8 protein-coding genes are annotated in these 15,352 nt (G+C 45.1%); 1 reads left to right on the top strand and 7 read right to left on the bottom strand.

The genetic code is table 11. The features are described from left to right. Positions 1-146: 146 nt before the first annotated feature. The 6 genes from NQ505_RS05375 to NQ505_RS05350 form a co-directional block, all read right to left on the bottom strand. Entirely contained in the window at positions 147-608 is a 462-nt protein-coding gene (locus tag NQ505_RS05375; RefSeq protein WP_009001275.1) for a hypothetical protein, read from the bottom strand. 781 nt (positions 609-1,389) lie between these two features. Then, entirely contained in the window at positions 1,390-3,594 is a 2,205-nt protein-coding gene (locus NQ505_RS05370) for a glycoside hydrolase family 2 protein (RefSeq protein ID WP_009001276.1), read from the bottom strand. A gap of 5 nt (positions 3,595-3,599) precedes the next feature. Further along, entirely contained in the window at positions 3,600-5,267 is a 1,668-nt protein-coding gene (locus NQ505_RS05365) for an arylsulfatase (protein ID WP_009001277.1), read from the bottom strand. Further along, positions 5,264-6,394 carry a family 43 glycosylhydrolase gene (locus NQ505_RS05360; RefSeq protein WP_009001278.1) on the bottom strand — a complete coding sequence of 377 codons (1,131 nt, stop codon included), beginning with the start codon at positions 6,392-6,394 and terminating at the stop codon, positions 5,264-5,266. The genes NQ505_RS05365 and NQ505_RS05360 overlap by 4 nt, the downstream gene beginning before the upstream one ends. A gap of 30 nt (positions 6,395-6,424) precedes the next feature. Beyond that, positions 6,425-7,972, bottom strand: coding sequence for a sulfatase (locus NQ505_RS05355; protein WP_009001279.1), 1,548 nt, complete (start codon positions 7,970-7,972; stop codon positions 6,425-6,427). Positions 7,973-8,060: 88 nt separating this feature from the next. Then, positions 8,061-10,118 (bottom strand): alpha-L-arabinofuranosidase C-terminal domain-containing protein, encoded by a 2,058-nt coding sequence (locus NQ505_RS05350; RefSeq protein WP_009001280.1) that lies wholly within the window; start codon positions 10,116-10,118, stop codon positions 8,061-8,063. Between the two features lie 208 nt (positions 10,119-10,326). On the opposite strand from NQ505_RS05350, the gene NQ505_RS05345 reads away from it, so the two are divergent. Beyond that, positions 10,327-14,337, top strand: a complete 4,011-nt coding sequence (locus tag NQ505_RS05345; protein ID WP_009001282.1) for a two-component regulator propeller domain-containing protein — start codon at positions 10,327-10,329, stop codon at positions 14,335-14,337. Between the two features lie 103 nt (positions 14,338-14,440). On the opposite strand, the gene NQ505_RS05340 is transcribed toward NQ505_RS05345, so the two are convergent. After that, entirely contained in the window at positions 14,441-15,343 is a 903-nt protein-coding gene (locus NQ505_RS05340; protein WP_009001283.1) for a BT_3987 domain-containing protein, read from the bottom strand. Positions 15,344-15,352 lie beyond the last annotated feature (9 nt).

The following is a 15,352-nucleotide window of genomic DNA, read 5'->3' as shown; positions in this document are numbered from 1 at the left end:
CTGCACCAGAGTAATGGATATAATCCCTCTTACTTTTTCATGCCATTAGCCGAATAATGTTTATAATGGGTATCCATAATAGAATTAAAAAATGATTGAAGAACCTAATCTTACCTTTTTTCTATCATATAATAAGCAGATATTACTCATTTCTGCATCTTTGTAGCCCAATTCAGTTTTATTCTTTTGATCCCTATACACAGCTTTTTTAACGGGCATTTATAACAACCGCTCCGTCCCAATTCAAGTTCTATTTCTAAATCCCGTGTCCGTTCGTTTAGTTCTATCCACATGCCCCGCAATGCATCCCGCTGTGATTTGGCTTCCCTGTACATTTCGAGTTCCTTGTCGCGTGCCCCTAAGAGAAAAGCATACGCCGAACACACTTCAGATTTACTGATACAAAGCTGCTCCAAGACTTTCACATATTCCGGGCTAATTCCTTTCTCCCTAATCTTCAAGAATCCACGGAGACTCTGATCGTTTACGACGGTTCTGTAATCCTTGAAATATGACATGATTACCTGCATATCCGCCCAAAGTTGGATATACTCTTTTTCAATACCGTATTTCGTGGCCGCTTCTTCTACGCTAATCCATTCTGACATAATGTTCGTTTTTTATGTGTGATACAATGAAAGAGGGATACTCTTTTTATTATATTAGCACAACGGGCATCTACGCTTCCTGCAGTCCGGTGGGCGGGAATTGGTTAGGTTATATTGGGGTATTATGAATAAACCAACCGGATACAAGAAAGGCGTAGATGCTGTTGCACCATTATCCGCTCATGAGGCTTAGCAAGACCTTTCCAAAGGATAATGATAACAACAGACACCCACGCCAATCGTTTATATATAACACATCTCTTACGGATATGTTGATATACACCGTTCGCGTGGAGTATCTGCTGAATCATCTCTCTTTGGTCGAAAGTAGCTAATTTTCATGAGCGAGAGATAATACGCTTTTACTCCAATAAGAAATAAAATCACTTTCCACCTATTTCATCACGCCGATGGGCGGAAAGCGTGTGACAAAGATAAATGATTTATTTGGAATATATTGGAAATAAGGCAATAAATACAAGAAGTTTTGCACTGAATGTTTATAAAATCAATGCCTTTGTGGGCATGTTCCACCATATCTACCAGTTTTGATATGATACCAATGGTATTTGTATTTTGTATCCATTTTTTTGCGCTAAGGCGATAACTGTTCAATCCCACTTTTAATTATGTCGAATTCTACACAATTAAAAGTGGGATTGTTCAGCTTCTCCCAAATGCCAAGAAATTCTACAGTGTTTCGATTCCTAAGCCTATTCGAGAAGAAGAATACAAAGGTAAGTACCTTACAATAGAAACAGACAAAAGAAATACAATTCTGTTAATAAGCCCTCAACCCATAATCGAATCTCATCTTCTTGCTATCTTTCACTTCGATTTTCAACAGATTGTTTCCTTTTCGCAAATAACGGCTATAATCACTGATATTGTATTGATTGTACTGCCTGGTCTGTTTTGCCTCCTGTACAAAGACTTCCACTCCATTCAACCACACTTTTGCTTCTCCGGCAACATTCAGCCATAAAGACAGATGGTTGAAGTCCTTATCTACATTAAAAGTAGCTTCAGATACTATTGTGGAACGAGGGGGACATTCGAAAGGCAAAGAAGTCATTTTCAGTTCCTGACCGTTCACACCGACAAGGCGGGTATTCTTGCTTCCGTTCTGGCCGTCCGCAATCAAAGTAACAGCTTTCACGGGGGTGATTTCATACAAACGATTGTGCATCAGGTGCAACAAGCCTTCCGGTATTTTAGTCACTTTCCGGTCATAAGTAATCAAGCCGTTCACTTCCCCTTCCACATCGGTAGTTTGTGTATAGACTGCCGCACTCAATCCCTGGGCAATCAGCGTTTCCAAATCATATAACAGGCGACCGTAGCTATCAATCAATGCCATTGCCCCGTCGATATTCTTATACCCCCAGTTTCTCATATTCGGATTCCAGATATGCTCCTTAATCGCCCAGCCATAACCGCCGAACTCTCCTAATACGGAAATACGGTTACCGTTATTCTCCGGCAGAATCATGGAAGTGACAGGATAATTATGCACGTCGTACATATCGCCTACACCTCTATCCGTCCATCCGGTCACTCCGTTTATCAGACGTGTATCGTCGTACTTAATCACTTTATTCACGATTTCCACCGTATTGTGCTGTCCCCATCCTTCATTGAATACAACCCAAGTAGTGATACAGGGATAGAAACGGAGACGGTCAATCATCTCGAACATTTCTTTTTGCCATTGGCGGGTGTGTTCTTCGGGAGCATTCCAATCAGTAGTAGCCAACGGATTGACATGCTCCTCTTTTTTCCTTGACGTAGCAAAACCGGATACCATATCCTGCCACATCATCAGACCGAGAGAGTCGGCGTAATAATAATACTGTTCCGGCTCCACTTTGATATGTTTACGGATCATATTAAATCCCATCTTCTTCAACTGCACCATGTCCCACAGCATCGCTTCCTCGGAAGGAGGAGTCAGCAATCCGTCGGGCCACCAGCCTTGATCGAGGGGACCGTATTGGAAGATGGGTTGATTATTCAGGCAAATACGATTATATCCGCACTCATCTTTCCGTACATCTACTTTTCTCAAAGCAAAATAACTCTTTACCTGATCTAAAACACGCCCTCCATTGGATAAGGAAATATTCAGACGATACAGTTTCGGAGATTCCGGAGACCATAAGACAGCATCCGGAACGTCTATCTCCATCGTATTACTCAACTTCTGTTCCACCGTCCTGATTACTTTGCCATCATCCAATATTTCTATTTTTACCTCTTCATTACCTTTAGCTCCGGCTATGTCGAAGTTCAGCTTTACGGACTTCTTTTCAATATCAGTGGAAGGAAGCACCTGACGGATATAAGTTTTATCTACCGCTTCCAGCCAGACTGTCTGCCAAATACCCGATACGGGTGTATACCAAATTCCCTCCTGATTGAGTTGTTGCTTGCCACGGGAAATAGATTCCATATCTGTCGGATCGGTTACAGCTACCTCAATGCTTTGAGGCCCGCTTTTCTTCAAAAACTTAGTAATATCAAACGAGAACGGATTATTCCCTCCTTTATGCGTGCCGGCCAACCGGTTATTCACCCACACCTGACATTCATAATCCACCGCTCCGAAATGCAGGATAGTAGATTTATTCTTCCAGGAGGGATTTAGTGTGAACTCACGTTGATACCATAGTTTATCCGTAGGAAGAAATGTTTTCTGCACTCCGGACAGAGACGATTCAATCGCAAACGGGACGAGGATTTCCCCCTCAAAGGAAACATTCTTCCGGACCGTGTTCTGATCCGTCACGGCATATTTCCACAATCCATTCAGATTGATCCATTCGGCACGTTGCAACTGCGGTCTGGGATAACTTTGCCACACATTTTCCGGCGTCACCTGTTCAGCCCATACTGTTTTGATTTTGTCTCCTTTAGGCTCCCATGCATGGGCAAACACCTGCGAGATGGCTCCTAAAGCCAGAGTAAATAAGATTCTCTTATCCATAAGCGTTAGCGGGTTTTATATTCTTTAAAATCTTTCCGTCGATTCTTATTGTAGGTATTCCACATTTTCTGGAAATACAAGACATCGCTCTTGTCTGCCCATTCGAAATAGGCCGTTTCCAATTCTTTTGCCATTTCAGGATATTTGCCGATCAGGTTGTGCTGCTCGGTACGATCTTCCCTGATATTGTACAATTCCCATTCATCTCCCTTAAAATTGGCCGAAACCAGCTTCCAGTCACCTTTACGCACCATGCGGTTGCCTTCATGCTCCGCATAAATATACCTTTCGGGCATCTTCTTTCCTTTCACAATCGGGAGGATGGATTTACCTGCCGTAGGCAGAATCGCTCTTCCCTGATATTCTTTCGGATAAGTGGCTCCTGCCAGTTCCACACAGGTAGACATGATATCGGAGAATTGTGCAGGCTGATGATCCAGTCCGCCTTTGTTCTTCACCTGATTCCCCCAGGAAATGATGCATGGGGTTGAGATACCTCCTTCGTGAGCATAATGTTTATACAGCGTGAACGGTGTGCAACAAACATTCGCCCAGCCTGTGCCGTAATGATGATAAGTTCCGGGTAAGCCCATCTGGTCGAGTTCGGCTCCCGTATGCGTATGATATTCGACTCCGGTCTGTTTGTCGAAACCAAATTCGTGCCATTCGGCACAGGCTCCGTTATCGGACATAAACATGATAAATGTATTGTCCAACTCACCATTCTTTTTCAACTCATCCACTACCCGGCCGATATTCGCATCCATCACATCCACCATCGCTGCAAAAATGGACATACGACGTGCCAGGTCGGTCTGCTGATCTTTCGTCAATGAGTCCCATGCCGGTAACGGATGCGTTTCATCTTCAAACAGACTTTCGGGAACCACGCCGCGCGGACTAAGTTCCGGTTTGCCTTGCATCAGTTTCAGGTCAACAATCCGTTTCCAACGTGCGTCACGAATCTTGTCCCACCCCTGCATATAGAGAGACATATATTTATCGGTCACTTCCTTCGGTGCGTGCAAAGGAAAATGGGGAGCATTATAAGCCAGATACAGGAACAGCGGTTTCTTTTCCTGATGTGCCTGGTCGATAAAGTCAATCGCATAATCCGTTATCACATTCGTTGCATAGAAGGTTCCTTCTTCATAGTGTCTGGGGGTACGGTCTTTCGGCAAGCGGGTATATACTTCCGGATTCCAGAAAGAATTGAATCCACCCAACAGTCCGTAGTATTCTTGAAAACCACGAAGAATTGGGTTCGACTTGTTCCCCAGATGCCACTTTCCCGACATAGCCGTAAAGTATCCGGCGTCTTTCAGGACTTCCGCAATCGTGACATTATCCGAATTGGAACGGAATCCCGAATACCCCTTCGGCCATGCAGGGTGACTGCCGTCCATGTGTCCCAGTCCTGTTTGATGGGGATAAAGTCCCGTCAACAGGTTGGCACGGGACGGGCAACTGCGTGCACTATTGTACATCTGCGTCATCCGGACACCATTCTTTGCCAGTTTATCCAGTACCGGTGTATGAATTTCACCACCGAAGCAGCCGAGATCGGAGAATCCCAGGTCATCGGCCAGTATGATAATAATATTCGGCTTGTCCTGCGCATAAGTCATCGGGACCAGAGCCAGACTGCCTGCTATCAATAAAGAAGTTTTCATTTGGTATTATAATTAAAGTTGGGTTTGAATTTACCATTCTCATAGATCATCGGAATCAATCCGGGACGACACGTTACCTTATACTCTGCCGCCTGCGCCCCACGCGGATTGAAGAACATGGTAGCCCACCAGTTTCCATTCTTATCCTGGAAAAGATTGTTGTGTCCTCCTCCCGTGATGGCATTGTAGCGTTCGCTGTAGGGGCCATACACATTATCGGCGGTTGATATGATGCAATCATAGCTATAACGGGTTTTCGGCGAAGTCACTCCCTTTTTCTCGACATAGGTATCTCCCTCTGACGTACGGTGCGACCATATAGCCTGTACCAGATGATACTTGTTATCGTATTTGAAGATAAACGCTCCCTCAACATACGGTTCCGGATTAAATTTCTTCTCTTTCAAGGTTTTCAGTTCCTCGGCGAAACCGCTCATATCCGGTTTCATGCGGGCGATATAATGGTTGTGCCCGACAAAATAAACCGTACCGTCCGTATCTTCAAACAGACTTCCGTCGATGTTCGGAAAGATGGCTTTGTCTTTATTCCCCTCGATATTCTCGTATGGGCCTTCCGGCTTTCCGGTCTTACTCCGCAGGATGAAAGAACCTCTTCCGCCTGCCGATTCATTCATGCAGGCAACGATAAACCAGTTCTTCACACTTTTGATATAATGCATTTCTGGAGCCCATACAGCATGGAAACGGTTGTCCATCGGATCACCGTTGATGGATTTTTTCTGATATTTCTCTCCTGCTTTATATACTTTCGGCTTCTTTTGCCACGTGCCGTCTTTTTCCATCGACCATATATGCCCCATAGCTTCCCAAGACTTCATGTCTTTGGAACGCCACAGGTACAAACCGTCGTTCCAGTCCCAGCAATGTCTCTGTCCCGGAAAATGTCGATCGGGGGTAGAGGTGGTTCCTGTGATATAATAATAGCCGTCGGGCCCCAGCGTAGCCCAGGTGTCCCTCATCCAATAATCAAATGCCGGCTTTACGAATTTCGGAACACGTAGCTCCGGAGCGTTTGTATTTGCCGTTCCATATAACTGCGCTGATGCTGTACAGATGGAAATAAATCCTGTAAGCAAGATCAATCCTAATCGTCCAATCAATTTCATATATTCCTGTTTTATGTTTACGTATTCTTCCTATTTAAGATAGTTAAATGGATTCTGTTTAAAATGATAGCGTCTTTGCGGAAGAGGTAGCGGGTCCTGCAGACGTAATTCCCATGCCAGCAACCGGGTCAGAAGTTCCGTTTGAATTTCGCTATATTTCTTCTCGCCAAACAGATTATGAACTTCCGAAGGGTCTTTCTTCAAGTTATAAAGTTCACCGTTTCCATAATGATTCATGACCAGTTTCCAGTCATCCTTTCTTATCATGCGTGAAGTGCCGCTTTGTGTCCAGGTGTTCAGTTCGTCAAAGTGGGCTATTTTGCCGGGAGTCAATGCTCCTTCCTGTTCGAAAGTCAGGGAAGCGTCCAGTCCGACGTCAGCTCCACCGAAGCCTTGTTGAACCACCATGCTGGAGAATTCTTCTTTGGGATAAGCCTTCCCGGTCAACATCGGCCACAAGCTACGTCCCTGAACGCCTGTCGGTATTTCGGCACCGATGGCAGAGCAGAATGTAGGGAAAAGGTCGGCTATCGACACGTGGCCATCCATAGGTGCAGGCTGATTCTTGATCTGATAGCCCGCCCATACCATCGGAATACGTGCCAGGCTTTCGGAAAGTCCGGCTCCTTTACGGATTAATCCGTATTCTCCCCAATAATCACCGTGGTCGGAGAGTACAACAAAGATGGTATTTTCATATTGTCCGCTAGCTTTCAATGATTCGATCAACCTTTTGATCTGATCGTCTATCAACCGGATCATTCCGATATAGTTGGCACGGATTCGGGGCAGGTCCTGTTCCAGGTTGGGGCAGGATGCATCTTCCAGTTCTGCCAGAATACGGTATTTCTCTCCTTTCTTTGCCAAGTCCTTGCGTGATGTCTTCAATACGGGAAGTTTGTCGGGCGAGAACATGGAGTAATAGGGTTCGCATACCTGATAAGGGTTGTGGGGTTCCGGAAAGGATACCCATACGAAGAAAGGATTTTCTTTCTGTTTCTCAATCCATGCCAGTGCTTCGTTCACGATTTTGGTGGGATGCTGCTCTTCCAGGGAGATTGGAGAGGGTTCCAGCCATTGGCCTCTGGCTTGCTGATTCAGGAAACGGGCAGTTTCTTTCTCGGCGGGAGTCGCCTTTTTGTTCTTTCCCCAGTGTCCGTATTCAGACCAAAAGTCCAGGTCGGCAGGTTTCAGGTAAGCATGATTCTTGCCGACCAATGCTGTCTGATATCCGTTTTCTTTCAATACTCCTACCAAATCCTGTTTATAGAAGATGTCGGGGATATTGTGGTTCGTACGTACGTGGGTGGCAGAAGGAAAACGCCCGGTGAACATGGAACAACGGGCCGGAGAACTGGCCGGCATGACAGTATATGCCTTGTTGAACCATACATTCTCCTGTGCCAGTTGGTCTACATAAGGAGTCACTTCCAAAGGAAAACCCTCCCTGCCGCACAAGTCGGCACGTTGCTGGTCGGTCATAATGACCACAATATTTGGTTTGCCGGTTTGTGCCGCGGCTGACATAGCCAACCCCTGTATGGCAAGTCCTGTAATACAAAAGAGTGTATTTTTCATTTTTGCTTCTTTTAATTTCCTATTTATGTAAACCTCATATTCTTTTGTTTAAATCTCTTATATCCGCTTATTGAATCTTATGGTTCTCCTATTTAAAACGGTACACAGTCATGGAAGCGGCCTCCAGTTCGAGCGGTTTGTTCAGGTCCAGTCCGACTTCAGTCTCCACCGGTTCGACTTCATTCGGAGTAGCCGGTGTGTTTTCTTTTCCCGGAACCAGTACCAGGCTTGTCTTATGAGCCTTGACCGGACGTTTGAAACCGGAGACTTCCGGCTGCAAGGTGACTTTCTTATCCTGCAGGTTTATCAGTTTCAGGATATATTGCTTACTGGCCGTATCATATCCCATTGTTACAAAGATATTCTGCATACCTTCCATATCTTTAATCGCTGCATCCAGGCACACATCAAACGTGTGCTCCCTGAACATCTTCGCCAGATAGAAGAAAGAAGTCTTTACGCTACTATCTACTCCGTTAATCAGCATCGGCAGAAAGATACGGTGTTCCAGAAAATCCCAATGCCTCATCACCGGACGTTCGGCAAACAAAGGATTCAAATCGCCGTTACGCTCTATTGACATACGGATTGCCCCGGTAGCCAGCAAGTTATAAGGATATTTTCCGCTGATTCCCAATTCGCCGATAAATAAATCAGCGACGCCTCGTTTATAGTTGTCAAAACGATAATGCTGTTGACAGGCCCATTCAATCGAATTATAGTAATGTTCATCGAATACCTTTACATTCTTCGGGTTGATGAAATTGCCAATATCTTTCCGTTTGTCGTCATTCTCCCTCCCCACTACCCGGATAACGCTATTAGCGATATAAATCAAATCGGGATATTTAGTGGACAATGCCTGATAGATCTTTTCATAACGTTCCCAATATACAGGTCCGAAATCTTCATTTCCAATCTCGATATATTTTAATGGGAAAGGGGCAGGATGACCGTTCTTTGCACGTTCGGCTCCCCACTTCGTAGTCGTATCGCCAATAGCATACTCTATGGCATCCAACGCATCCTGAATATACACATCCAAATCGACGTCAATATGCCTGAAGTTCCATTGCGGACTTTGCTTTACCCAACCGCTGCAAATCATGCCCGTAGGCATGACATACATCGCATCGGCCCCCACATATTCGCATAATTCATAAAACTCATGATAACCGATTCCGTCCGTACGGTAATAAGGCGCCCATTTACTCCACTGTCCCGGACGGTTTTCGATCGGTCCGAGCGTCTTCTTCCAGTGATACATCGTTTCTTCATTGACTCCGTGTACGATGCATCCGCCCGGAAAACGAATGAAACTGGGAGCAAATTCTTTCAGATTTTGAACAATATCTTTACGGAATACGGATTTCCCCTCATTCCAGGTATCGGAAGGAAACAGGGAAACGACATCTATCTGAAATTGTCCTTTCGACATAGGCTGAATAGCAAGCATTCCGCGCTGGACGTTCTTTTCCGGTTTCAGTTCGCCCGTATATTTTGTCCAGTCCCGATTCTCTATATTCACTTCGACCACATTGCTCACCCGCTGTCCCAGTTCGTCAACTAGAAATACACGCAACGGGGCGGAATAATTCCTGCTTTTCAGAAACAGGGAAAGGCGATAAGACGTATCTGTTTTCAGATTCATTCCATAATATCCACGGTTGAGAATCAAAGCATCCGGGTGATTCGCAATATCTTCCGTAACATTCACCAGCATCGAATACTTGTTTTCCTCACTCATCGGATCTTCCTCCGTGCGACTGACAAACACAGGTGCATAAGATAACGGATAAGTCGTCCATCCAATCAACGGATCGGCCTGAAACACTTTCTTCTCTTTAACACGGGGAGCCGGAACATTTTCATACAGCCCGTTCTTTACTGATAACCCGGCAGGCAGTGTTGCTTCTTCAAACGAACGGTTACGTATCAGTTCGGCGTGCAGGGCGCCCTCACCCATCATTCCTATTTCCTCATAATGGAAACCGTACTTTACGGGAGCCACTTTGCGGGTTTTCGATTTATTGATGTACAATGTTCCATCGGATGAAGACGGAAAAGAACTATTCGCATATACCAGAGGTAATGTGAAGAACAGACCGATACCCAACGTAAGGGATTTTAATGTCGGATGATTCATAGCATTGTGTTTTTAGAGTTTCACATTGCAAATGTGGTCTTTTCTATCCAAGAAAAACAGAAAAATAATGCTTAATACCTGCAATCATGTATAAAAATCAGCTGCCAGACAACAATCTGAACATGAGTGCTGTCCGTTTGAACAATCCTACGACTGTTCAAAACAAAAAAAGACGTATCTTTGGTCATGAAATTAAATCCGTAAAGCCATGAGAACCACCGCCCTTAAAATCGTCCTCTCCTTTAGTCTCGTGCTCTTAAACGCCAGCCTGTCGACAGGACAGATACAATATAATAATATACGCTTCAAACAGCTAAGCATAGCCGAAGGACTCCCGCATAATACGATCAATGCGATTACCCAGGACAATCACGGATTCATCTGGTTCGGCACACGCAACGGCTTGTGCCGCTTCGACGGTTATAATATTAACCTGTTTGCACACAATGAGGCCGACAGTACCTCGCTCTGCCACGACTTTATCACCCGTCTGTATAACGATTCGCTGCGCAATGTTCTATGGATCTCCACCGACCAGGGTATTTGCAGCTACGACTACCGGACGGAAGATTTTACCCGTTATCGGATCAAAGGAAATACCAAAGATGATGTTTGTTTCCTGAACACCAGCGATGGAATGCTCCTGGCGGCCTGTAGCAACGGACTCTACCGTTACAATGAACAGGACAGCCTGTTCGTCCCTTTTCTGCTTAATGAAGAGAAACCTCATGTGAGGTATTTTGCAGAAGACGGGGATAAAACCCTGTGGATAGACACCAACAAAGGACTGATGCGATACAGTCTGGAAAAGAAACAGTTCGTTTCGCTCCCTACCCTGATCCAACCTTTTGCACACCAATGTAACAATGCCGTGTTGATCTCGTCCAACCAGCTTTTATTCAATACCAATAATGACTTCTTCATTTATCACATACAAAGCAACACCCTGTGTAATCTCTCCAAAGACCTGGAAGTAAAAGATTTCCGGTGTGCGTCAACCGACCATACCGGGAATATATGGGTAGGAACGGAGTATGGCATCTTCGTGTTCAATAAACTTTACCAACTGATTGCACACTACGAACAATCCGAACGGGATTTAAGTGCCCTGAACGATTCGCCCATTTACAGTCTTTATCAGGACAAGGCTCATAATATGTGGGTGGGAACCTATTTCGGAGGAGTCAACTATTATATATTCGGCTCCGACCAGTTCCAGATATATCCATACGGAGGCAGTTTCAATCATTTGAGTGGAAAAGCAGTCCGCCAGATTATCAATGCGCCGGACAACGGATTGTACATCGCCACGGAGGATGGCGGATTGAATTACCTGAACAGTAAAAAAGAGATTACCCGCGCCGAACGGCTTCACAAACAGATGCAAATCTACGCCAAGAACATACACTCTCTATGGCTCGACAAAGATAACAGCCTATGGCTCGGACTGTTCCTGAAAGGAGCTCTTCACTATATACCGCATCTGAACCGTACGGTGGACTATAATCTATTGTCGGAAGAGGTTTCGTCTGGCTTCTGCATCATCGAAGACAAGAACGACCACGTTTGGTACGGAGGGCCTTCAGGCTTATTCCTGATCGACAAGAAAAAAGCCAATGCCCGGCCGGAAAAGATTTCACCGCTCCGTGTGTTTAACCTGGTACAATTCAATGACAGCATACTTTGGGCAGGAACCCGAAAAGGCAGTATGTTCCAGATAAATATCCGTACGCTGAAAGTTACCTCACTCCCTATCTTGCCGCACACCGATCTCTATGTAACCTATATCTACCCCGATTCACACCAACGGATATGGATAGGGACAGACAACAACGGGCTTTATGTATCAGACCGCAACGGAAGCATCATCGCTTCTTACAGCAAAGAGCAACTCGGCTCCAATGCCATTAAAGGCATCATAGAAGATGAAATGAACAACATCTGGGTAGGAACCGGAAGCGGGCTCTGCTGCATCAATCCACAGATGGAAAATATCGACCGCTATACCACAGCCGACGGACTGCCGATTAACCAGTTCAACTACTCCTCCGCCTGCAAGAAGCCTGACGGAGAGCTGTATTTCGGAACCATCAACGGTATGATTTCTTTTTATCCGGAACAGGTACGCTCCGTCAATCCTCATTTCAACATTGCCCTGACTGCTATATGGAGCAACAGCGAATATATGTCGCCCAACAACGAGAAAGCGTCCATTCCGTCCTCCATCTCCGAACTGACAGAGATTACCCTGACACATGACCAGGCCCAATCCCTGCGTCTCGAATATTCCGGACTGAATTATCAATATACCTACAACACTCAATATGCCATGAAAATGGAAGGCATCGACAAGGACTGGCAGTTTGTGGGCAACCAGCATCAGGTACGCTTTTCAAACCTGCCTTCAGGAAGGTATATCTTAAAGATCAAAGCCAGCAAAGACGGTATTCACTGGGACGAAACGGGACAAAAAGACCTTGCCATCAGAATCCTTCCACCCTGGTGGCTATCGCCGGGAGCGTATTTTGTATATGCATTGCTCTCCTTATTAATCATCTACGCCGCCTACCGGTATACCAAAACGCGTATCATCCTGCTCATGCGACTGAAAACGGAACATGAACAGCGTGTCAACATGGAGAACATGAATCAACAGAAAATTAATTTCTTCACATACATCTCTCATGATCTGAAAACACCATTAACCCTGATTTTATCACCTCTACAACGATTGATCCAGCAGCCGCAGATTAGTAACAACGACAAGGAGAAACTGGAAGTTATCTACCGTAACGCCAACCGGATGAATTATCTGATTAACGAACTATTGACATTCAGTAAAATCGAAATGAAACAGATGCATATCAGCGTCCGTAAAGGAGATATCATGCACTTTCTGGAGGAGCTCTCCCATATCTTCGACATCGTAGCCGGAGAACGGGAAATCGACTTTATCGTCAGTCTGGAAGATACCAAAGAAGAAGTTTGGTTCTCGCCTTCCAAACTGGAACGGATTCTTTATAATTTGCTCTCGAACGCATTTAAATACACACAACCCGGCGGATACGTCAGATTAAGCGCCAAACTGATTAAAGAGGAGAAAGAAACCATGGTTCAAATCTCCGTCAAGGACAGCGGCAGAGGAATTCCCAAAGACGTTCAGGAACAAATATTCGAAAGCTACTACCAGGTCGAAAAACGCGACCACCGCGAGGGATTCGGTTTGGGATTGTCGCTCACCCGTTCGCTCATCCACATGCATAAAGGAGAAATACGGGTAGAGAGCGAGGTCAACAAAGGTTCGGACTTTATCGTCACCCTGAACGTATCGGAAGATGCCTACGCACCCGACGAACGCTCTTCCGAAAACATCACGACAGAAGAAATACAAAAATACAACCAGCGAATCAAGGAGACAATCGAACTCATCCCCGAAAAGCTGACCAACAAAGAGAAAGACTCCGGCAGAGAATCTATCATGATTGTGGAGGATAATAAAGAGATGAATGATTACCTCGCCAGTATATTCGGTGAGAAATATGACATCATACGTGCCTACAACGGAGCGGAAGCCTGCAAGAAGATAGCCAGACAACTGCCGAATCTGATTATATCGGACTTAATGATGCCGGTGATGGACGGACTGGAATTCACGGAACGCGTCAAGCAAGATGTAACGACCAGTCATATCCCCGTCATCCTGCTGACTGCCAAGACGGATGAAAACGACCATACAGAAGGCTATCTGCGGGGAGCGGACGCCTATATCACCAAACCTTTCAACGCCAAGAACCTGGAGTTGCTGGTACAGAATATTCAAAAGAGCCGGAAACAGAATATCGAGCACTTCAAACAGGCGGAGGAACTGAACATCAAGCAAATCACCAACAATCCACGGGATGAGGTGTTTATGAAAGAACTGGTAGAACTGATTATGGCGAACCTCACCAAGGAAGATTTTGGAGTAACTGAAATCACAGCCCATCTCCGCATCAGCCGTAGTCTGCTGCACATGAAACTGAAATCACTCACGGGATGCTCCATCACACAGTTTATACGGACCATCAAGATGAAGGAAGCCAAAACCCATTTACTGAACGGCATGAATGTTTCCGAAGCCTCATTCGCTGTCGGTATATCAGACCCGAACTACTTTACAAAATGTTTCAAAAAGGAATTTAATATCACTCCGACAGAGTTTCTCAAGCAATTGAAATAGAAGTCACTATCATAAAAAACATCACCGGTAATCAGCCTGCAACATCGTTGATTCAGCTAATTACCGGCGACAGATAGACACCTATAATCGACTAATACCTATTCTACCATTCCTGAAAGCGTAAATCGGCCTCCGGATTCTGACGACGAATCAGTTCTTCATTGACTTGATAAGTAACGCCGCCTTTCGTGTATTTATAAGAAAGTGTAAACTTAGGCTGTTTTCCTACAAATTCCAGTGATTCGGCTGCAGGATCTAATGTGGCGGATGCATCTGCGATAGCGACACTTCCCCCAGCCTCGATAGTTACACTTCCATCTGGATTGACTGTCAGATTCACCGATTCATTGTTTTCCAACGTTTGTCCGAAGCCCGGTCTACGTACCTTGTTTCTGCCTAATGAAACAAAGTCGCGGGTCATATTCTGACTCAAATCCTTGTTATTGTATTCAGTCACCTGCTGGGTGGATAAGTTGGTTACTTTCCCTTTCACAAAGTAGGTACCGTGATACTGGCTGACAAACTTGACAACTACAATACTGTAATCCTTCAAATTGCCATTCACGTCGGTACTTACTTCATCCTGATTATGATCGACTAACCGGAAAGGGATGGCATAATGCTTATCCAAAGCGGCATCGTCATTATAAAAAGCATCGGAGAAAGTCACTTTCACATCTGCGATTGCCAGGTTCGGGTTGCTGATCGTCATCTTGTTCGGATTAGCCAACTGATAATAGTTTTCCGGCATTAGTGTCAAGCCCGTACCATCCAATAAAGACGGATCGATCTCGAACGTAGCCCAATCATCGGTATGCACTTCTCTTTTGCCGCCAATGGCCACTCCTACCTTTATCGACATATCTGTGTCGGCTACCAGTGTCCGCAAAGGTTTCTGCGAAGCAAAGTACACCGCACTCTTATCGTAGTCCTTTTCATAATCGTCATAACAAGCAGTCATCAGAACGCTTATCAGCCCTATCCATAATATATTTAGTTTCTTCATTGTAAATAA

The sequence above is a fragment of the Bacteroides sp. D2 genome, assembly GCF_025147085.1.
Taxonomy (GTDB): domain Bacteria; phylum Bacteroidota; class Bacteroidia; order Bacteroidales; family Bacteroidaceae; genus Bacteroides.
Note: the sequence above shows the minus strand (reverse complement) of the source record. Positions and strands in the feature narration are given on the sequence as shown.